Origin of the sequence: Vibrio sp. CAU 1672, from assembly GCF_029223195.1 — a bacterium.
GTDB lineage: Bacteria > Pseudomonadota > Gammaproteobacteria > Enterobacterales > Vibrionaceae > Vibrio.
On the sequence record NZ_JARHUF010000001.1, the window covers coordinates 155,759 to 177,498 of the forward strand.

The 21,740-nt window shown below is 48.6% G+C and carries 18 protein-coding genes; 10 read left to right on the plus strand and 8 right to left on the minus strand.

Annotated elements, in window-relative coordinates:
* Positions 1 to 20: 20 nt before the first annotated feature.
* Together P2G85_RS00690 and P2G85_RS00695 are read left to right on the plus strand one after the other, a co-directional pair.
* Positions 21 to 488 carry a hypothetical protein gene (locus tag P2G85_RS00690; RefSeq protein WP_275862487.1) on the plus strand — a complete coding sequence of 156 codons (468 nt, stop codon included), beginning with the start codon at positions 21 to 23 and terminating at the stop codon, positions 486 to 488.
* A gap of 1 nt (position 489) precedes the next feature.
* Positions 490 to 1,581: a porin gene (locus tag P2G85_RS00695; protein WP_275862185.1), complete on the plus strand. Its 1,092-nt coding sequence runs from the start codon at positions 490 to 492 to the stop codon at positions 1,579 to 1,581.
* Between the two features lie 108 nt (positions 1,582 to 1,689).
* Here the strand turns inward: P2G85_RS00695 and P2G85_RS00700 are convergent, their stop codons facing one another.
* The 4 genes from P2G85_RS00700 to P2G85_RS00715 all read right to left on the minus strand — a co-directional run bounded on the left by P2G85_RS00700 (position 1,690) and on the right by P2G85_RS00715 (position 3,629).
* Positions 1,690 to 1,989: a hypothetical protein gene (locus tag P2G85_RS00700; protein ID WP_275862186.1), complete on the minus strand. Its 300-nt coding sequence runs from the start codon at positions 1,987 to 1,989 to the stop codon at positions 1,690 to 1,692.
* 235 nt (positions 1,990 to 2,224) lie between these two features.
* Positions 2,225 to 2,659, minus strand: a complete 435-nt coding sequence (locus tag P2G85_RS00705) for an Mpo1-like protein (RefSeq protein ID WP_275862187.1) — start codon at positions 2,657 to 2,659, stop codon at positions 2,225 to 2,227.
* 96 nt (positions 2,660 to 2,755) lie between these two features.
* Positions 2,756 to 3,112, minus strand: coding sequence for an MmcQ/YjbR family DNA-binding protein (locus tag P2G85_RS00710; RefSeq protein WP_275862488.1), 357 nt, complete (start codon positions 3,110 to 3,112; stop codon positions 2,756 to 2,758).
* Between the two features lie 34 nt (positions 3,113 to 3,146).
* The gene (locus P2G85_RS00715) at positions 3,147 to 3,629 is read right to left on the minus strand and encodes a MarR family transcriptional regulator (protein WP_275862188.1); all 483 of its coding nucleotides are present in this window, start codon (positions 3,627 to 3,629) and stop codon (positions 3,147 to 3,149) included.
* A gap of 117 nt (positions 3,630 to 3,746) precedes the next feature.
* Between P2G85_RS00715 and P2G85_RS00720 the strand changes: the two genes are divergently transcribed.
* The gene (locus P2G85_RS00720) at positions 3,747 to 4,637 is read left to right on the plus strand and encodes an EamA family transporter (protein ID WP_275862189.1); all 891 of its coding nucleotides are present in this window, start codon (positions 3,747 to 3,749) and stop codon (positions 4,635 to 4,637) included.
* A gap of 186 nt (positions 4,638 to 4,823) precedes the next feature.
* On the opposite strand, the gene yccX is transcribed toward P2G85_RS00720, so the two are convergent.
* Entirely contained in the window at positions 4,824 to 5,096 is a 273-nt protein-coding gene (gene yccX / locus P2G85_RS00725; protein ID WP_275862190.1) for an acylphosphatase, read from the minus strand.
* A gap of 90 nt (positions 5,097 to 5,186) precedes the next feature.
* Between yccX and P2G85_RS00730 the strand changes: the two genes are divergently transcribed.
* Positions 5,187 to 6,593, plus strand: a complete 1,407-nt coding sequence (locus P2G85_RS00730; protein WP_275862191.1) for a methyl-accepting chemotaxis protein — start codon at positions 5,187 to 5,189, stop codon at positions 6,591 to 6,593.
* Positions 6,594 to 6,755: 162 nt separating this feature from the next.
* Positions 6,756 to 7,949, plus strand: coding sequence for a class I SAM-dependent methyltransferase (locus P2G85_RS00735; protein WP_275862192.1), 1,194 nt, complete (start codon positions 6,756 to 6,758; stop codon positions 7,947 to 7,949).
* Positions 7,950 to 8,002: 53 nt separating this feature from the next.
* Here the strand turns inward: P2G85_RS00735 and P2G85_RS00740 are convergent, their stop codons facing one another.
* Positions 8,003 to 14,224 carry a Calx-beta domain-containing protein gene (locus P2G85_RS00740; RefSeq protein WP_275862193.1) on the minus strand — a complete coding sequence of 2,074 codons (6,222 nt, stop codon included), beginning with the start codon at positions 14,222 to 14,224 and terminating at the stop codon, positions 8,003 to 8,005.
* A 419-nt stretch (positions 14,225 to 14,643) separates the two neighbouring features.
* Here P2G85_RS00740 and P2G85_RS00745 point away from each other — a divergent pair, with 419 nt between their 5' ends.
* The 4 genes from P2G85_RS00745 to P2G85_RS00760 all read left to right on the plus strand — a co-directional run bounded on the left by P2G85_RS00745 (position 14,644) and on the right by P2G85_RS00760 (position 19,398).
* Complete coding sequence (locus tag P2G85_RS00745) at positions 14,644 to 15,960, plus strand: TolC family outer membrane protein (RefSeq protein WP_275862194.1); 1,317 nt, start codon at positions 14,644 to 14,646, stop codon at positions 15,958 to 15,960.
* 1 nt (position 15,961) lies between these two features.
* Positions 15,962 to 16,579, plus strand: a complete 618-nt coding sequence (locus P2G85_RS00750; protein ID WP_275862195.1) for an OmpA family protein — start codon at positions 15,962 to 15,964, stop codon at positions 16,577 to 16,579.
* A gap of 122 nt (positions 16,580 to 16,701) precedes the next feature.
* The gene (locus P2G85_RS00755) at positions 16,702 to 17,055 is read left to right on the plus strand and encodes a DUF2750 domain-containing protein (RefSeq protein WP_275862196.1); all 354 of its coding nucleotides are present in this window, start codon (positions 16,702 to 16,704) and stop codon (positions 17,053 to 17,055) included.
* Positions 17,056 to 17,427: 372 nt separating this feature from the next.
* The gene (locus P2G85_RS00760; RefSeq protein ID WP_275862197.1) at positions 17,428 to 19,398 is read left to right on the plus strand and encodes a GGDEF domain-containing protein; all 1,971 of its coding nucleotides are present in this window, start codon (positions 17,428 to 17,430) and stop codon (positions 19,396 to 19,398) included.
* On the opposite strand, the gene queC is transcribed toward P2G85_RS00760, so the two are convergent.
* Complete coding sequence (queC, locus tag P2G85_RS00765; RefSeq protein ID WP_275862198.1) at positions 19,355 to 20,053, minus strand: 7-cyano-7-deazaguanine synthase QueC; 699 nt, start codon at positions 20,051 to 20,053, stop codon at positions 19,355 to 19,357. The genes P2G85_RS00760 and queC overlap by 44 nt on opposite strands.
* 14 nt (positions 20,054 to 20,067) lie before the next feature.
* Positions 20,068 to 20,718 carry a 7-carboxy-7-deazaguanine synthase QueE gene (gene queE / locus P2G85_RS00770; protein WP_275862199.1) on the minus strand — a complete coding sequence of 217 codons (651 nt, stop codon included), beginning with the start codon at positions 20,716 to 20,718 and terminating at the stop codon, positions 20,068 to 20,070.
* 179 nt (positions 20,719 to 20,897) lie between these two features.
* Between queE and P2G85_RS00775 the strand changes: the two genes are divergently transcribed.
* Complete coding sequence (locus P2G85_RS00775) at positions 20,898 to 21,707, plus strand: Cof-type HAD-IIB family hydrolase (protein WP_275862200.1); 810 nt, start codon at positions 20,898 to 20,900, stop codon at positions 21,705 to 21,707.
* The last annotated feature ends 33 nt before the right edge of the window (positions 21,708 to 21,740 follow it).

Here is a 21,740-nt window from a genome sequence, read left to right on the forward strand (position 1 = left end):
TGAGTATAAAACCAATAATGATGTGTTTGCTTAAAATCAGAGTACCATTATTCAAGCTATGGCGCGTACTGTTAGGGGTTATTGTGTATGCGTTTGCAGCTCATGCATTGGCGGCAGAGCAGTACGCCATATTCACTCTCGACTCACATTTTGAATCATTGAGCGTTCACAAAGCCAGAAAGCTATACCGGGGAAAAACCAAGCAATTACAAGGTAGGCGTATAGAGCTTTCTGACTGGCCGGCCGGTTCCGAAGAGCGTTCGGAATTTTATCGTTATCTACTGAACAAAAACCTGGCTCAAATGAACGCTCATTGGGCCAGCTTATCGTTCTCAGGCAAAGCTCGCCCGCCTACCGTAATTAAAATCGCCAACATCGAGGCACTGCTGATATGGATGGGAGAAAAGCCTAACCGTATCGGATATGCCCCGCTCAGCAGCTTGCCTACCAATGCTCAAGTCCTTTATGTGGTCAGTTCGGAGAATTAGTATGAAGAACATTCGCTACCTAACACTGTTATATCTGTTGTCTTTCCCGACGCTGGCTGCCGTAGAGCTTTCTGAACACGTTACTCTGAGTGGATTTGGCTCTACCTCTGTGGCCGTCTCAGATAACGAAACGCCCTTGCTGGTTAACCGGGCGATTAATGATTCAACCTGCTTTGATTGTGACACCACCTTCGGCTTACAACTCGATTACTACCACAATGCCTTTAAAGCCTCGGCTCAGTTGGTCAAGCGACCACAGGATAACTGGTCTGAACCTCAATTAGAGTGGGCATATCTGGCCTATTCACATGAAAATTTCCAGTTTCGTGGCGGGCGGTTAAGAATGCCGCTGTTTCTGGCGTCAGAATATTACTTTGTCGGACACGCCTATCCGTCAGCAAGGCCGGCTGCAGAGGTCTACAACAGCGTTCTGGGCATTACCGCATATAACGGCTTATCGGTAATCTGGAACCATGAACTGAACGACACACAAAGTGTCATAGCAACCCCCTTTTTCGGGCTGCGCAATGAAAGTAATGTCAATTATAACCCTAACACCGAGCTGGACATTACCACCAACAGAATGTGGGGGATAAACGTGGTGTTAAGCGGTGACAATTACCGCTGGAACCTGACTTATATGAACGCTGATTATGATCGGGAAACCATACTGACGAATACAATAATGGATATACCCGGCAGTGAAGCAATGTTTGTTGATAAAATGAAAATCGTAGAGCGTAACCAGAATATTCAACTGGCATCCCTTGGTGTTTCGTATGAACTCGACTCGCTTTCACTCACCGCGGAAGGCCAGGTCAATGACGTAGTAAACGCCTGGTATGTATCAGCCAGTTATAATATCAATAGCTTTACTTCGTACATGATGTATGGCCAGCAACTCAGTGCAGACGAAGCACAAACCGGCAGCAGTTATGGTCTGGGATTGCGCTATGACCTGCTTTACAATGTGTCACTTAATGCGGAGTGGCAATATTTCAAAGCACGTGATGATGAGTATGGTGCCTTCATTTACGTACCGGAAGATAACGACGCCAATCTCTATACCCTGATGATGAGCTTTGTTTTCTGAGCCGGGCTGAAGCCTGTCTTGATGGTGACTTAAAATGACATTGTTTATAGTTGTACTCTCTGTCACGCTTAGTGATCTGAGGTAGTACCCGGCAAGGATGACCTACTGCTACGTGTGGGGATGTTTTTGTTTGCTGCGCCGTTTGAGCGCCCGGAAGAACTTTGACTCCTCATGATGCCAGCAGGCAAAACTGATCGGGAGCCCGATTAATATCAGCAGAACAGCGTCGATTGGCAACATTGACATAATCTCCTGATAAGAATCTAACTTGTCAAAAATAGCAAGACCAATCAGCCTGCCGATGATTAACGCGCAGCTAATCATCAGGAACGACTTAATGATGTAGTGCCACTTTCCTTTCTTGCGCTCTTCCTTCCAGTAGATGTACTTCTGCTCTCTTCTATCCATATTCCCACCCATCGTTATCAACGCTGCAGAAGGAGTTTTACTTACCTTATAAAGATAGCGTGGGCAGGCCCCGTTTGTCAGGTTGTCAGGCCGGTATAAACTTGTTGGCCGATAACAACACAAAATTTTCCCCATGCTCTAGCGCCGCGGTTTCAGCAGCTTTATTCCGCCGGTACTCCAGCGCATGATCACCATAGGTTGAATAAAATCAGAAGCGCTTTACCTGCAAATCCATTCAGCGCTTTCTGAATACCCAAACAGGGCCAATTAAAAGGAATTGTAAATCTTCAAAAAACGAAGGCTTCTTGCCTTCAATTTTGTGACCGATGAACTGCAGCATCCATAACACACCAAACAATACCATCGAGATATACAACACCGGTAAAACCAATATTTCCAGGCACCAAATCAACGCAATACAAGATAAGGTATAACCAAGCATCATCAGGAAAACACTAAGAGAGAGCCGATAATAAAATACCCAGGTAGGGATCACTGCTATCCACACCCAGTTCAGCTGAAAACCAAACAATGGAATCTGTGGGACGGACCATATCAGCCCGACGACAGAAAGATAAATGCCAGGAACGGCAATGGTGTGTATTCTTTGATTTATCGGATTTTGATGACTTTTACTATAATCTTTTAGCCATTCAGATAAAGCGCGCATACTCTGTTCCTTTGCAACTCCGTTAACACTTTTATAGTCGCGGCAAAGCAAAGGTGCGAACTTTTTAACGCCCTAAGACGAACATTATTTACCTTTTTATTTGTACCCCAGTGACTTTCGCTCGCGTTGGGTTAGTTTAGCCACAACAAGATCATAAGAACGCTCGCACAAGTCCCTAATTAAGCCAGCTTCAACATCGCCATCAAAATAAACCGTAATCCAGTGGCGCTTATTAAGGTGGTATCCTGGCACAATATCAACGAATTGAAAGGTTAACACTTCACCATCCTCAGGTTTCGCTTTAACACTGACATACTCCCGGCCATCTTTTTGCGCAATGATAGCAAACATCTTCCCTTTAATTTTGTACACCAACGCCTCTGGACCAAAAGGGAAACCTGGCTCCGCACACATGAAGCTGTCCAGATACTCTGTCAGCTCTTTTGCTATCATCATCTTAAAGCTCCTACTCTCATTTGCATTTTATTTACTCAAACAAAGGTAACCATAATTTCAGCAACTGATTTAATTGTCCTTTCTGTTCATGAGTCAATGGACGCAAAAGCTCATGCTGTAACGAAACATGCTGTAACATTAACTCGTCGATAAGCACCAGACCTTTTGCGGTCAGCTCAACTGCAACACTGCGGCGATCCTCCAGGCTGTGCTTACGAGCGATCAGACCTTTCGCCTCTAGCTTATCCAGCCGATTCGTCATCGCTCCGGAAGTTAGCAACATCGAGGCAATTAATTCTGATGGCAGTAAGCGATAAGGCTCGCCACTACGCCGTAAGGTCGCCAGCACATCAAACTCCCCCATCTTCAAATCATACTCTTTATGCAGTTCCGTTATCTGCGTTTCCAGATGTTTTGCGATACGCAGCAACCGCCCAAGGATGGCCATGGGTTCCGTCTCCAGTTCCGGTTTTTGCTGATACCACTGCTCAACGACTTTATCTATTGCGTCCATTGCTATTACTCTTCACTACATAAGAACTGGGGAAATTAGTTTAACATAAAGATACTTTACAAGTATGCATACATGGCGTACAGTCACGACAAATATCTTAACGTAAAGATACTTGACATGAACATACTGCTTGCCATGATCCCCGCCTTTTTTTGGGGTACTACCTACGCCGCTACGCAGTTCACCTTACCCGATTGGCCACCATTACTATTAGGCGCACTTCGCGCACTACCTGCCGGGTTACTTCTGCTGCTGATCAAACCTTCATTACCAACCAGCCGCGATTGGCAACCACTACTCACATTGGGAATGATTAACATTGCAATCTTCTTTAGCCTGATTTTTGTGATGGCATTGACTTTGCCCTCCGCAATATCAGGAGTCGGGATGATATCAGTACCAGTGTTTGCCATGCTGTACCACTGGATTGTACAAAAAAGGCAACCTAACCTAATTCAGGCACTCAGTGGCAGTGTACTCGTTGCACTGGCCTGGTTACTGTTTGATCCGCGTGCTATTTCACTTGACCCCGTCGGCCTTAGTGCAATGCTAGGGGCAATCTTATGCATTGTCTTTGGTAGCAGTGTGACTAAATCTCTTGGAACACGCATTCACTGGTGGACGGTACTAACATGGCAGTTAATTATCGGTGGCATCATTTTAGCGATCATCGCCGGGGTTCAGGCATGGCTAAGTCCTGAACAATACCGACAGGTCCTCACCAACCTCTCCTTTTCTAACATCTCAGGCTTACTGTGGGTAATTATCCTCAACACAGCGTTTGGCTATGGCATGTATGTTTGGTTGCTACAAAGAATGTCTGTGGTTGACTTTACCTTTGGTGGTGTTGCCAACCCTATCGCAGGAATTGTTTCCGGTATGGTGTTGCTCGGGGAAAGCTTCTCTCTTTATCAGTACTCCCTGATGGCCGGGATGATCTCTATGTCACTGATGCCACAAATCATATCCAGCCTTAAAAACATGCGCCGCAAATACCAGGATGGTTAAGTATGGGTACAGAAAACCCGTAAAAGCAATCCGCTAGCTGTCGAAAACTCGTTAGCCTGGCTGGAAAAAATTGCATAAGAAACAGCAATAACGATGTTATCAGCGGTTTTAGCCCGCAAACAGGCTTATTTTTGGTTCACATCAGTGATAAAACTGTGAATGCTATGACCAAAACAGTATATAGGCTTAAAGAATCTTGAACCCGCGGAAAGGCTTGTAAGATGCACGGGCTCGGATCACGCTTTCTACGTTGGCGGTACGAGGCCCTTCAGCCAACCATTGGGCAAATTCTTCTATCTTATCCGGGTTGCCACACGCCATCACCTCCACATCACCATCATTTAAGTTTTTTGCATACCCGGTCAATCCCAGTTTTAACCCCTGATGTGATGTGTGATACCGGAAGCCGACTCCCTGAACATAACCTTTTACTAAAAACCTCTCACACTTTAGATCCATGCCGATACCTCTCCCTGAAATTGAGTGATATATTATTTTTGTCAATTCACCCCACTAAGGATAGTGGGTTTTTGTATGGTTATAATAATTATGAAAGAGATACCCTTCCGTTGGATCGATAAATATCTTATCCATCTCAAAATTCAAGAAAAATTTTACTTATTGTTCTTGTTGCCGCTCTTTACGTTACTCATCCTCACTCTGGTCATGAGCAGTGCCACCAATGTGTTACTTGACCACATTTATCAACAAGAGCTGGCCGTCACCAAAAGCCTGATTGAAGCTGGCAACCTTTCTCAGGCACAGGTTGCTTCCTTAATTCAATCATCAGGAGCGCTTGCCATTGGCAGCGGGCCGGATTCTGTGCCAGTAATGAACGGGGCGTTCCATTTAGTCGCCTCTAATAGTGAGCATTCCATCTGGACTGCCCTTTCTACCACCCAAATAGGCATCCTTATCGCAGCCGTGGTTTTAATGGCCATGGGCGTATACTACATCATGACCTTTATCGGCGGTGCAATGTTCGCGATGAACCAAGCATTGACGACGCTAGCCAACGGTGATCTCACCGCTCGAATGAACTATTTCCGCGTACGTGATGAGTTTAGTGAAATAGCCATCACCATCGATCGCGTGGCTGAGCGCGAACAGAAGTTGGTGTTGTCTATCCAAGAGTCAGTCGCGTTAATGCAACAAATTGGCTCAGATCTGAACCTGTCGATTGATCACAGTTCAGCCATCTCCAATACCCAACAACAGCACCTCGATTCTCTTGCCAGTGCCACAGAACAAATGGCATCCACCATTCGCGAGGTTGCTAACCTGGCACAAGATTCCAGTAGCCAAACCGAAGATGCACGCAGTGTTACCCAATCAGGTCAAGTCAAAGTTGAGAACACGCTCCACTCCATTTCTCACTTATCGAATGAAATTCAATCTGCATCGCAAGCGGTCGCCGAGCTTGACACCAATGCCGCCCAAATTGACGAAGTGGTGACGACCATCAACAGCATTTCGGAACAGACGAACTTACTGGCACTGAACGCTGCCATCGAAGCGGCTCGTGCCGGCGAGCAAGGCCGTGGCTTTGCGGTCGTCGCGGATGAAGTTCGAGCTCTGGCAGGGCGAACGCAACAAGCCACGGTTGAAATTCAGGCGATGATCTCGGCACTGCAGCAAAACAGCCAGTCACTCACCAAACTGATGCAAACCACGGTACATAACGCCAGTGAAGGCCAAACGCTGATGACAGAAGTGAATCAGGAGATTAGCTCTCTGGCAGACAGAAACCAAACCATCTCTGACAGTAGCATTCAAATCGCCACCGCCGCAGAAGAGCAAGGCGTGGTCGCCGACAACATTGCTGCCAGTGTTGAGGAGATACGTACTCAGGCAAACAACGTCTGTAATATGATCAGTACGACCTCACAAAACATCGACCAGCTCAAACAACAGAGCAATACGATGGAATCACTGTTAACTGGGTTGAAAGCCTAAACGTTCCCAATACTCTGAAGGGCCACGTCTGTGGCCCTTTTTTTGTCCTCGTGATAGAGGAATTTAGCCCGGCTAAACCGTTGCTTCGCGTAGGGATGTTGCTTTTAACCACAACATCTCAGACAATACGCCCCCTCAAAAGTATCAACAAGAGCTAATAAAATGACAGCTGCTATCTATCTGGTAAAAGGTCGTGAGAAATCGGTTAAGCGCAAGCACCCTTGGATCTTCTCTCGAGGCATCAATAAAGTTGAGGGGGAGCCTGCTCAGGGCGAAACCGTTGATGTATTCACTCACGACGGAAAATGGCTAGCTAAAGCGGCATACTCCCCAGCCTCTCAGATCCGCGCACGCATTTGGAGCTTTGAAAAAGAGGAAATCAATAAAGCATTTTTTGTAAAACGCTTACAAAACGCTCAACTGCTGCGTGACGATATCATTGAACGCGACGGACTCACCGGTTACCGATTGGTTGCAGCCGAATCTGATGGCCTGCCAGGTGTGACCATCGATCGTTACCAAAACTTTTTCGTTTGCCAACTGCTGAGTGCTGGCGCCGAATACAACAAACCGGCAATTGTTGATGCTCTGGTGGAGTGTTTTCCTGATTGCAGCATCTATGAACGTTCTGATGTCGCAGTAAGAAAGAAAGAAGGCTTACAAGAAACCACTGGCGTACTACATGGCGAAACTCCGCCTAAATCTGTAGTAATTGAAGAAAATGGCGTCAAGATCAGCGTCGATATTGTCGGTGGACATAAAACGGGTTTCTACCTGGATCAACGCGATAGCCGTCAGCAAGCCATGAAATACGTTAAGGATAAAGAAGTACTCAATTGCTTCTCCTATACCGGCGGCTTTGGCCTTTATGCCCTCAAAGGTGGTGCAAAACGCGTGATCAATGCTGATGTGTCTCAACCTGCACTGGACACGGCCAAGCACAATGCTGAGTTGAATGATTTCGATATTTCCAAAAAACGCGCGGTATTTCTCAATGCCGACGTATTTAAGCTATTGCGCGAGTACCGCGATCAAGGCACCAAATTTGATGTTGTGATCATGGACCCGCCAAAGTTTGCAGAAAGCAAAGCCCAGTTAAATGGTGCCTGCCGAGGTTACAAAGACATCAACATGTTGGCGATGCAGATCCTAAAACCAGGCGGTACGCTACTGACTTACTCCTGTTCAGGTCTGATGGATCAGGTGCTGTTCCAGAAGATCATTGCTGATGCAGCAGTAGATGCAAACCGACAGGTAAAATTTGTCGAGCGCTTTGAACAGGCAGCAGATCACCCAACCGATACCGCATATCCAGAAGGGTTTTACCTGAAAGGTTTTGCCTGTAAAGTGCTGTAAAAAATTTGTCATTCATGCAAAAAAACGGAGCTTTTCGCTCCGTTTTCATTTTTTTACTCTTTCAGTTGTATCAGATTGGCGATTAAACTATCGGTGATTTCCGCAGCAGACGCACCGTCAAAATTCACTTCCAGTATGTCGCTACCAATACTGATCGCAAGCGTCGAACTTCCATCCGTTTCAGTGACAGAAACTGCAATATTATCGACCTGTCCGCGATAATCGCCCGATGCCAAGTCATCCAGTAAAATAGATATGTCGTTTTGACTCACATCATCAAACAGATCAGTAAAATCGAGCCGATCTCCTGAGGAAAAATCCGTCACCCGATCAACCGCTGTCTCCATCTCACTCCATTTAAAGACATCCTCTCCGGCTCCGCCAGTCAAAATATCATTGCCGCCTCCGCCGATGAGGGTATCGTTTCCATCAGTGCCGACCAACAGGTTGTCTTGCTCATCGCCCTGAATGACATTCAGCTCTGGGTCAGCAAGCGTGGTTAACGTTAGTGTCTGTGGAGTAAAGTTTGCCGTTGAAACTGATTCAAAGTTAACATTATTGAACTCAATATCTACCGTTGCCGTGGTATCACTTTCCAATCCGTCAGAGTCAACCGCTTTATAATCAAAAGCATCGCTCACCTGAGAAAAACTGGTAATTTCAGTGCCCACTAACGTAAAGCTTGCTTTATCACTCGCGCTGTTAGTATCTGGCGAGAGCCGAATTTCATCAAAGCTACCGCTATCAAGTTCAACGGTCGCGACTCCTTCGTGATTACTGGTGAAAGTAATATCATCAATAGTCAATAGTTGTGTATCAACCAAGACCCCATCCAAGAATAGGTATGCCGTGATCCATGCAGCACCACTGTTGAAACGGTCATTTAAACTCGCGAAGCTTAGTTTCGCCTTATTGGCTTCTAAGCCTTCATCCAGCTCAATAGCGACATATTCGTGGGTACTGATTTCATCACCCTGACCGGTTTCGCCAGGTGAAACCACAACTAAGCCAATTTGCTGCGCCGCAAAATCAACTTTAATATTCGCGTTAGGGTCAAAGATGATATCACTACCATTGTTGACAACCTCACCGCCGTAGAAGCTCAGGCCATTTACATCCACTGAAGGAGCGACAAAATCTTTAGAGTACTCTTCTAGCAAGTCATTCAAGTCAAAAGTCTGTTCCTCGAAGAAGTCTTCAGTTAAGCGATATTTGACTTCATCACTTTCATAAATGGGGTCGCCTACCTCTAAAATCACTTCCTGATTGTTAGCATCGAGATAATAGAGCTCACCATAAGCTGGCAAGGACTCAATAACGACCTGAATTTCTTTGGTAATATCGGCGTCATCTTCTAAATCAGATACATATTCAGTACCCAACTCGTTTCCGGAAAAATCTACTTGCGCCTCGGGAACAAGCACATCTCCCACATCAACTAAGATACCAAAATCGTTTACCACCGGAGCAGTATTATCGTCATCAAGTATGGTGGCATTAGCAATATTGGAGATTGGATCCGTGATCGTTGTACCCGTTCCTGCTACCTGGATACTGAAAGTTTCCTCGTCTTCATAAAGGGTATCCTGCTTAGTAAAAACGCGCAAATTGACTTCCGTTTGGCCAGGTTCAAAACTGATCACGCCATCTTGAGGAACATCTTGCCACAGGCCTTCACTGTCCTGATACTGATAGCCGTCAAAATCATCCGCTTCTGTATCTCCAGCGATAAACGAAAGAACCGCTGTTACTTCCACTTCTGCGACTTTATCCAGCATCACAGTGAAAGTAGCAACATCGCCTTCATAAACATCCCCACCACCATTGATGGAAACCATTGGCCGATCATCATCCGGCTCTTGCGGGCCTTCCGGATCAACGCTGCCGTCGTCATAAATGGTGGCGGTGCCGGTATCGCTGCCCTGCACCGGACCTAACCCGGTCACGTCGACGCTGAAGCCTTCCGCACCTTCGTACACCTCATCGTCTTCGGTCTGGACCCGCAGCTCAAAGCTCTGCATGCCCGCCGGGACGGTCACAATGCCGTCGCCCGGTACCGCCTGCCAGCCACTGCCGGTGTTGTACCCGAACGCTCCGAGATCCCCCGGCTCGGTGTTGCCGACGTTGAGGGTCAGCTGCACCTGCACGGCATCTTCGCTTTCTGCATCCAGCGAGACAGTAAAGCTCGCCGGCTGGCCTTCGCTGATGTCACCGGCATCACTGATGGTGACGTTTGGCCGATCATCATCCGGCTCTTGCGGACCTTCCGGATCGACGCTGCCGTCATCATAAATGGTCGCGCTGCCGGTATCGCTGCCCTGCACCGGACCTAGCCCGGTCACGTCAACGCTGAAGCCTTCCGCGCCTTCATACACCTCATCGTCTTCGGTCTGGACCCGCACCTCAAAGCTCTGCATGCCCGCCGGGACGGTCACAATGCCGTCCGCCGGTACCGCCTGCCAGCCACTGCCGGTGTTGTATTCAAACGCGCCGAGATCCCCCGGCTCGGTGTCACCGGCGTTAAGGGTCAGCTGCACCTGCACGGCATCTTCGCTTTCCGCATCCAGCGAGACGGTAAAGCCCGCCGGCTGGCCTTCGCTGATGTCACCGGCATCACTGATGGTGACGCTTGGCCGATCATCATCCGGCTCTTGCGGGCCTTCCGGATCGACGCTGCCGTCATCATAAATGGTCGCGGTGCCGGTATCGCTGCCCTGCACCGGACCTAACCCGGTCACGTCGACGCTGAAGCCTTCTGCGCCTTCGTACACCTCATCGTCTTCGGTCTGGACCCGCAGCTCAAAGCTCTGCATGCCCGCCGGGACGGTCACAATGCCGTCGCCCGGTACCGCCTGCCAGCCACTGCCGGTGTTGTATTCAAACGCGCCGAGATCACCCGGCTCGGTGTCCCCGGCATTGAGAGTCAGCTGCACCTGCACGGCATCTTCGCTTTCTGCATCTAACGAGACGGTAAAGCCCGCCGGCTGGCCTTCGCTGATGTCACCGGCATCACTGATGGTGACGCTTGGCCGATCATCATCCGGCTCTTGCGGGCCTTCCGGATCAACGCTGCCGTCGTCATAAATGGTGGCGGTGCCGGTATCGCTGCCCTGCACCGGACCTAACCCGGTCACGTCGACGCTGAAGCCTTCCGCACCTTCGTACACCTCATCGTCTTCGGTCTGGACCCGCAGCTCAAAGCTCTGCATGCCCGCCGGGACGGTCACAATGCCGTCGCCCGGTACCGCCTGCCAGCCACTGCCGGTGTTGTATTCAAACGCGCCGAGATCACCCGGCTCGGTGTCCCCGGCGTTTAGGGTCAGCTGCACCTGCACGGCATCTTCGCTTTCTGCATCTAACGAGACGGTAAAGCCCGCCAGCTGGCCTTCGCTGATGTCACCGGCATCACTGATGGTGACGTTTGGCCGATCATCATCCGGCTCTTGCGGGCCTTCCGGATCGACGCTGCCGTCATCATAAATGGTGGCGCTGCCGGTATCGCTGCCCTGCACCGGACCTAACCCGGTCACGTCGACGCTGAAGCCTTCTGCGCCTTCATACACCTCATCGTCTTCGGTCTGGACCCGCACGTCAAAGCTCTGCATGCCCGCCGGGACGGTCACAATGCCGTCACCCGGTACCGCCTGCCAGCCACTGCCGGTGTTGTATTCAAACGCGCCGAGATCCCCCGGCTCGGTGTCCCCGGCGTTAAGGGTCAGCTGCACCTGCACGGCATCTTCGCTTTCCGCATCCAGCGAGACAGTAAAGCCCGCCGGCTGGCCTTCGCTGATGTCACCGGCATCACTGATGGTGACGCTTGGCCGATCATCATCCGGCTCTTGCGGGCCTTCCGGATCAACGCTGCCGTCGTCATAAATGGTGGCGGTGCCGGTATCGCTGCCCTGTACCGGACCTAACCCGGTCACGTCAACGCTGAAGCCTTCTGCACCTTCGTACACCTCATCGTCTTCGGTCTGGACCCGCACGTCAAAGCTCTGCATGCCCGCCGGGACGGTCACAATGCCGTCGCCCGGTACCGCCTGCCAGCCACTGCCGGTGTTGTACCCGAACGCTCCGAGATCCCCCGGCTCGGTGTCGCCGACGTTGAGGGTCAGCTGCACCTGCACGGCATCTTCGCTTTCTGCATCCAGCGAGACAGTAAAGCTCGCCGGCTGGCCTTCGCTGATGTCACCGGCATCACTGATGGTGACGTTTGGCCGGTCATCATCCGGCTCTTGCGGACCTTCCGGATCGACGCTGCCGTCATCATAAATGGTCGCGCTGCCGGTATCGCTGCCCTGCACCGGACCTAGCCCGGTCACGTCAACGCTGAAGCCTTCCGCGCCTTCATACACCTCATCGTCTTCGGTCTGGACCCGCACGTCAAAGCTCTGCATGCCCGCCGGGACGGTCACAATGCCGACCGCCGGTACCGCCTGCCAGCCACTGCCGGTGTTGTATTCAAACGCGCCGAGATCCCCCGGCTCGGTGTCCCCGGCGTTGAGGGTCAGCTGCACCTGCACGGCATCTTCGCTTTCTGCATCCAGCGAGACAGTAAAGCTCGCCGGCTGGCCTTCGCTGATGTCACCGGCATCACTGATGGTGACGTTTGGCCGGTCATCATCCGGCTCTTGCGGGCCTTCCGGATCGACGCTGCCGTCATCATAAATGGTGGCGGTGCCGGTATCGCTGCCCTGTACTACGCCAAGGCCGGTGACCTCAACACTGAACGATTCCGCGCCTTCATACACCTCATCGTCTTCGGTCTGGACCCGCACGTCAAAGCTCTGCATGCCCGCCGGGACGGTCACAATGCCGTCACCCGGTACCGCCTGCCAGCCACTGCCGGTGTTGTATTCAAACGCGCCGAGATCCCCCGGCTCGGTGTCACCGGCGTTAAGGGTCAGCTGCACCTGCACGGCATCTTCGCTTTCCGCATCCAGCGAGACAGTAAAGCCCGCCGGCTGGCCTTCGCTGATGTCACCGGCATCACTGATGGTGACGCTTGGCCGATCATCATCCGGCTCTTGCGGGCCTTCCGGATCAACGCTGCCGTCGTCATAAATGGTGGCGGTGCCGGTATCGCTGCCCTGTACCGGACCTAACCCGGTCACGTCGACGCTGAAGCCTTCTGCACCTTCGTACACCTCATCGTCTTCGGTCTGGACCCGCACGTCAAAGCTCTGCATGCCCGCCGGGACGGTCACAATGCCGTCCGCCGGTACCGCCAGCCAGCCACTGCCGGTGTTGTATTCAAACGCGCCGAGATCCCCCGGCTCGGTGTCACCGGCGTTGAGGGTCAGCAGCACCTGCACGGCATCTTCGCTTTCTGCATCCAGCGAGACGGTAAAGCCCGCCGGCTGGCCTTCGCTGATACTACCGGCATCACTGATGGTCACGCTCGGCCGGTCATCATCCGGATTATCTCCCGGCCCTTCACCATCATCGCTGATGGTAGCGGTACCTGTCACAACCTCTTGCTGGGTTTCAGTTCTACCATTTAAACTGAATGTTTCATCACCTTCAAATACCTCATCGCTGAGGGTATCCAACACAATACTAAAACCGTCATTTCCCGCCGGCACGGTGAGATTAAAAACGCCATCATCGGGTACATCAAGCTCAAGCGATGTACCATCACTAAAGATTACCGTGACGACACTATTGATGAAATCCACGCCGCTTTCATCACCTTCGCCGCCCACTGCGGTGCCGTCCAGGAGCGAAAGTATAACTTCCGTTTCGTCCTGAGTGGGTTGATCCAGTGTCACATCAAACGTGACCTGCTCACCTTCATTAACAACCGGACTGGAAATGTCCTGCACTATTACATTTGGCAGTTCCGGAGCCTCAATTGTCTGGACGAGTTCTAGCAATGAGAGCGCCTGGGTCACAGAAAGGCCGGTTCCCTCTGTGCCTACCGTTTCAAAGTTGGTACTGGCCAGTAATTCTTCCCCGGTCCTATCTATAGTCCCGGTCGTTAGCGGGCTGGAACCGGCAGCCTCACCAGCAGCAGGAGCAAACTCCTCGCCCAGCAATGTTGGGTCTGCACCTGCAGCGATTGCATCTATCAGTGCGGCTACATCATCAGAAACATCTACCCTGGTACCGTCTGCCGCAACTTGTTCTACCCTCAGATTCGACGTATCTGTTAACTCAGGTATGACTACTTCACCCGGGCTGGGTAGCTGCCCTTGTTCTAGTGTCTTGATATTCCCATCAAGTCCAATAACTACGATATTGCCCATTAAAGAGCTCAAGGTTACGCGATCCATAATTACCTCGTCCCAGTTCAAACTAAACCAAAGTTTGTCGCCCCATCTGTTATGTCTATAGTTTAGTCAAAATCGTCACAGTATCGTTGGATGTTCAGTATTTCCGGCATTGAAAATCCAAAGTAGCAAGATTTAAGCGGTGTGCAGTAGTTGAGCAGGAAGTTAAACGCTATGACGTTAAGATTTCAGGACTTTTTTGTAGCTATTCATCACTTAGCAGAGCAATATTTATCACATGTGCTAAGTTATAAATAGGCCAGTTACTGGATTTATCAAACAAAGCCTAGTTTTAACAATGACTTGAAGCTGTGAAGTATCAATCTCTGTTACTTACGTTATTTTATCTCTGTTTGTGTGATGTCATCTCACAAATGAGATAAAGCAGCAGAAAAACAATTGAATTTTCTAGGAGAATCACCGTGAAATGGAACCGACTTAGTACCGCTTGCTGCTTTAGCTTGTTAGCGTCCATTCCTGTTTTCGGTCAGACTTTGGAGCAGGCTGTAGCGCTCACGCTAAAGTCAAACCCAGACATCAAAAGTGCATTTAATGAGTTCTTAAGTAGTCGCTACATCAACCAATCGGCAACGGGTGCGTATTTGCCTAAGGTCGATCTTGATGCAGGGATTGGTTATGAAGGTATTGATCCTTCTGATGAAATCGGCCGAGGCTCGACCGACTATACCCGAAAAGAGGCCTCAATCACATTAAGCCAGTTAATCTGGGATGGCTCTGCAACCATTAATAACATCGATCGCACTGCCGCTGATGCCGAATCGCTCAGGTATCAACTACTTGCGGATGCATCAGATAAAGCACTAGAAGTGACCAGCGTCTACCTTGAAGCAGTCAAAGCCTACGAGATACTCAAACTGTCTGAAAATAATCTCGCCGTGCACAAAGAGATTTACACTGATATCAAAAAACGGGTCGACTCCGGCATTGGCTCGACCGCCGATCTAACCCAGGTAGAGGCACGCTTAGCCAAGGCACATGGCAACTTAGCCGCAGCACAGAACAACCTGTTTGACACACACACCATGTTTACCCGCTTGGTTGGGCAAACGCCGCAGGGGTTAATCTTTCCGCGTGCCGATGAAAACTATATTCCTTACACCATTGAGGAAGCGACAAACCTGGCAAATGATCAACACCCTGTAATCCAGGTCGCGATTGCAGATGTAGATGCTGCCAAGTTTCAATATAAGCAGTCTCAGGGGGTCAACTACCCGACCATTTCAATTGAAGCCTCTCAAACATGGCGGGACGATGCGGATGGGCTTAAAGGCAGCAGTGATGAAACCCTCGCAATGCTACGGCTGCGTTACAACTTGTATAATGGTGGCAGTGATGCAGCAAATTCCGATAACTTCGCTTACCAGTTAAACAAAGCCAAAGATTTACGTGCAAGCGCCTACCGCAATGTGGAAGAGGGTTTACGTCTTTCATGGAGCGCATTAGACCTTACCTTGCAGCAGAAGGAGTTTCTCGCCGATCATGTCGATTCTGCAGCCGAAACCGTGATTGCTTATGGCAAACAGTACCGGATTGGTAAACGAACTCTGCTAGACCTGCTTAACACCGAAAATGAACTGTTCGAGGCAAGAAAAGACTATTTGGATGCCAAATATGCCGAGCAATACGCCAAATATCGCGTGATGAATGCCACCGGACAACTTCTTGATGCACTCAGAATAGAAGTGCCTCAAGAATGGCTAGACAAAGTGGAGTACTGACATGAAAGTGATAATGACTGTAGTATTTGCTCTTGTTCTTGCCGCATGCAGCTCATCCAGCAGGCACGGGGACGAATATGATTACCTGCCAACGCCGATAGCAGATCAATCCGCCGATCATATGGATGAAGACCGCGACGGGGTCATTAATGCCCGAGATCTCTGCCCGGGTACACCAATTGGTTCGGAGCTGGATAATGATGGCTGTGGTGAATATGTAAAATCGTCTGAAAAAATGCAACTCCGGGTATTATTTGCCAACGATTCAGATGTCATTAAGCCTATATTTGCTCAGCAGATTAAAGAGCTGTCCGAGTTCCTGAAACAATACCCATCCACATCGATCGAACTACAAGGCTTCGCCAGTATCATTGGCGCAGAGGAATACAATTTAGATTTATCCAAACGCCGCGCCGAGAATGTACGTAAAGCACTGCTGTACCATGGTATCGCGCCGGATCGGATCAGAATTGTCGGCTTTGGTGAGACTAAACTGGCGTCACTGGGGACGGATGAGGTTAGCCATGCGCTCAACCGGCGCGTAACCGCTACTGTTGTAGGCTATAAAGGAGAAGCCAAAAAAGAGTGGAGTATTTTCACAACATTACCGAAAAGCTAGAAAGAAAAGGAGCTTCAGCTCCTTTTCTTTTAATCTCTTAGCACTACCATAGACGGTATTCTGCTTTGGTAATCTTGACTTTAGTGTTAACCTAGCCGCGTTAAAATAATGAGAGTTTTGAAATGAGCAAACTTACATCTGATATCGAGGCGAACCTGGAACTGTTCGTAACTGAAACCAAGGAAACCCAGTTGGTTTGGGGTCTTCGCAATGAAGAGGGTTGGTTATCTTGTGATTCAACCGAATACGAAAACAGCGAAGTAATGCCTTTCTGGTCTGCAAAAGAAGACGCAGAAGCCCACAATGTAGAAGAGTGGTCAGACTTCGAAGTTCTTGAAATCCCATTGGATATCTTTGTAGAAGACTGGTTACTGACACTATCTGAAGATGGTGTACTGGTTGGCACTAACTGGAATGCTCAACTTGAAGGCAAAGAAGTCGAACCACAAGACCTGGCAAAACTTTACCTCAGCTAATTACCTTAGGCCTCGGTTTTGATCGAGGCCTGCTGCCCCCATTTAATATTCCCGCTTTTCGTTTAAAAACCGATCTGGCGCAAAAACCTCACGATAGTTCATTGTTATTTAATACTTTTTTACTTTCGTTGCTCTTTTGGGTATGCCATACTGTACTGAATTGCACACTCACTCCCAAGTAGCCTCAAAAATATTTGCTTCAGATAAAACACTGAGTAAGACGACGCATTAATGACCGAAAAAACCAGTCGCTTTCTCTACTTCCAAAAGTTTTAATGGAAAACGAGAAAGCGTGTCCATAACGGCGTTTCATCAGCTCAATTTCGTTATCAAATCACTTGGGTATATTGAAAGACACAAGGTATTGTCCCTATGCGTAAGCTAATTCTGGTTATGCTTATCTGCTTACTTCCTATAAGCCAGGCCGGCGCAAAGAACACACAACAAATGACCAAATGGTATTTGATTTATCAAAAAACGCTGCAAAATGATCTCCAAGCCGCGCTGCAAATGTTACAAGACAAATACAACTTCGCTGCCAGTGACAGTGAGAAATTGTACATTAGCGGGCTAATACACGAATACATGGCAAACCAGCACCAGCCATATTATGGCAGCGGTCAATCAAGCGAGAGCGCTTTCGCCACCAATGAATTTCATTATATTCAAGCTCTGGCGGATAGAAAAAAGGGCAAATACGATAACGCGTTCGAAACCTTCGAAACTCTCCGCCGTCAATTTAAACACAGCGGAGATACCGAAGCAGAAGCCCTAATCACTTACCAACTCTGTTTCACTCTTAATCAGCAAGGTAAGTACCATCAGGCGAACATATATTGTTCTTTATTAGACAATCATATTAATAGCTTACATGCTGAGCCGTTCCCTACTGAGCTCGCTCTGAGAATTATTGCAAATAATTATGACTTAAGGGGTGACTTTAAACAGGCACTGGCCACCTATCAACGAATCTTTGATGAAGTTGACCAACTGAATGACCGAGCCGGTATTTATAATGACGCAGGAAACTTACTCGCGAATATGGGCCAGTATCAGTCAGCAGAGCGATACCTCAAGCAGGCGCTGATGCTTCGTCAACAAAACGGCTCTGAAGTTCAGGTCGCACAAGTGGAGCATAGCTTAGCTTCGCTATACCAAAAAATGGAGAATTATCAGTTAGCGATAGTACACTATCAAAACGCTTTAACCCTTTTGAATACCCAGAGCTTTTTTTATGGCCAGGGATTAGCTTATCTTGGGCTTGGCTCCACATTTGTTAAACTGGGTGATATTAAAGGCGCTATTGCCTTTATCGAAGATGCCCTGGATTTAGGTATCACCCACCAAAATACTCACCTGCAAACGGAAAGCTACCTTGCAGCCAGCGAAGCATATTTGTCCCACGGGGCACTGGAGGCAGCAAATAACTATGCCAAGAAAGCACTTGAACTGGCTCAGCAACATTTGATGCCTGTTTTAGAGGCAAAAGCCCTATATACCTTGGCTTATGTCAATAAGTTTAATAGCAAATATCAAATGGCGATGTACTACTACGAGCAATATTTGCACCTTGAACTTGCCACCCGGGATACCAACAACCTTAAAGCGATGCAATCACTGGATCTGACCAAAAGAAACTATGAGCACGAATTAGCATTAGCTGAAATAAATAACAAAACCACTATTGGGCACATAGAAGCACAAGCTCACTCAGCCCAAAATCGTACTTATTTGCTGATTAGTATCGGCCTGCTCGTGGCTCTTTCCGCAATTTTCGCAATGTACAGGTATACCAAACGCCAAGCGGAACGAGACCCGTTAACAGGTGCTCTGTATCGTTCTGTGATGATTCGTCAGATTCAGCGACAACAAGAGCAGATGTCGTCAAGCCTACGCTGCGTGCTTGTGTTACTCAGCTTAAACAACATTAAAGTAATTAATAAGCAGTACGGGTATACGACGGGAGATCAACTGCTAAAGCAGGTCTGTAAGGTAGTCAAAACACTGCTTTTACCCGGCGACAAACTGGGCCGCCTGGGCAGTAATGAACTGATGGTCGTATTAAACGGGGTAGATGAAACTGAAGTGACACTTCGTGTGGAGCATCTGCACCAAACTATAACGAAACAATGTGTCACCTTAGATAAAGCAATAACACTGAACCTCAGTGCCAGCTTGGCCTTTTTGTCCACATCAAAGGCTCTGACCGACTTTGATGCGCTGTATTCAATCTTAGACCAAGCTTTGTCTCAAAAAAAACAAACTGTTGCCAACATCATGATTGATGCGGGATTTGAGCCTATTGCGCTACCGATTGTTGCTTTTGAATCAACGCACTCATAACCGCGTCTTTATTGCTGAGATAGTCATCCAACCCGGCTTTGCGTAAATCACAAGAAGGACAATCACCACAACCATCACCGATAATGCCGTTATAACAAGTGAGGGTTTTTTCACGCACCAGTTGCAGCGCATCGTATTGATCCGCCAACGCCCACGTCTCAGCTTTATTAAGCCACATTAACGGCGTTTTGATCTCAAGCTCGCGATCCATGCCTTTGACCAGGGCACTGTTCATTGCCTTGACAAATTCATCGCGGCAATCAGGGTAACCACTGAAGTCGGTTTCACAAACACCGGTAATCACCGCTTGTGCACCGATTTGGTATGCATAGATACCTGCTAGAGTAAGAAACAGAATATTCCGCCCTGGCACAAAGGAGTTAGGTAAACCATTTTCCTGTAGTTCATGTGATACCGGAATATCATCACGGGTTAACGAGCTGATCGCCAGTTCGTTCAATAGACCGACATCCATCACTTTATGCGCAGCAACACCCAGATCTTTGGCGAGTTGCTGTGCCACTTCAATCTCGAGTTTATGGCGTTGGCCATAATCAAAAGTAATCGCATGTACTTCATCATACTCTTTAAGAGCCTGGACTAAGCAGGTTGTAGAGTCCTGCCCACCACTGAATACAACAACGGCTTTTTTCATGTTTCTCTCCGAACTTAAGCAATACTCAGATATTTGTGAGTTTGAACTGACAAACGCCAGTTACGTGCGATACACGTCTCGACACAGAGCTGGGTCGCTCGCTCTTTCTGGCTGATAGGCTGCAAGGCTATCACCGTATTATCTGAAATTTTGGCAGTCGCTAATAACTCATCCAGCTGATCAATATCCTTTTGTGTTGCCACCGGATGCTTGATCTCGTTTGCTCTTTCTAACGCACTGGTGAGCACCGGAAGACGACCTTTCATCGCTATTTTAGGTGACACTGTCACCCATGTTTTGTCACTGGCCACCACTTCAGACGTCCCGCTGGTTTCTATCTGACACTGACAGCCGATCGCTTCAAACGCCTCAGTCAATAGCCGTAGATCATAAACACATGGTTCGCCACCAGTGATGACGATGTGTCGGGCGTTAAAACCCTGCTTGCTGTACTGGGCAACAATCTCCTGCTCTGAAACTAAACACCATGTCGGGGAATCTTCAGTTTTAACCAGGATCTCACCAATCTCTCGCTGGTCCTGTGCCTCTGCATCCCAGGTTTGTTTAGTGTCACACCAGGCACACCCAACCGGACATTCCTGAAGGCGAACAAACACCGCGGGAACACCGGTAAACACCCCTTCCCCCTGGATGGTTTCAAACATTTCATTTAGCTTGTACAACGTAGCAATCACTCAACTCATTACAATCCGAGGCGGAGACATTAAAGGAGACCGGTGTTCAGGTCAATTTAATCCAAAAATTAATTGTTAAAATAGCCCATTTTGTAGTTTCATACCCCTTTTATGTTTTTTGTTAGTTTACGTTTCTTAGGTAAGTATCAATGTATAAATTAATCGCCCTGGATATGGACGGCACGCTACTCAATAGCGATAAGATCATTTCGGATGAAAACAAAGCCGCTATTGCCAAAGCGCGCGAAGCCGGTATCACCGTTGTACTGGCTTCTGGCCGTCCGTTAGAGGGCATGCAAGATAAACTGGATGAACTTGGTATTGATTCAGAGCAGGATTTTGTTTTGTTTTACAACGGCTCTATGGTTAAAAACGTAGGCACTGGAGAAATCATCCATCAACAGATTCTGGACGGTCGCGCCGCGAAGTTAGTCGCCCGCAAAGCCAAAGAGTTAGGCGTTTATGTTCATGCTTTCAGTCAGGAACACGGGCTGATCACCACCGAGCACAACCCATATACTAATATTGAGGCCAATATTAACGGACTCGAAATCACGGAAATGAATTTTGAAGCGCTAAGCGATGATCACCCTATCGTTAAAGTAATGATGGTTGCAGAGCCAACTCAGTTAACAAAAACCATCGCAACACTGCCAACGCAGCTTCGTGACGAGTTTACCGTGGTTCAAAGTGCACCATTCTTCCTTGAGTTTCTCAATCCATCCAGTAACAAAGGCGTTGGCGTAGCGGCTATCGCCGAGCATCTCGGCATTCAAGCGGAACAAGTCATATGCATGGGGGATGCGGAAAACGATCACCACATGCTGACCTACGCGGGTTTAGGTGTTGCCATGGCGAATGCAATGGAAGAGACCAAAGAGATTGCCGATTACATCACTGACAGCAATGATGAACATGGCGTAGCCCGTGCAATAGAGAAATTCATCTTCTCGGCATAACCTGTTCAGCAAAAATCAAACGCCTCGCATTTG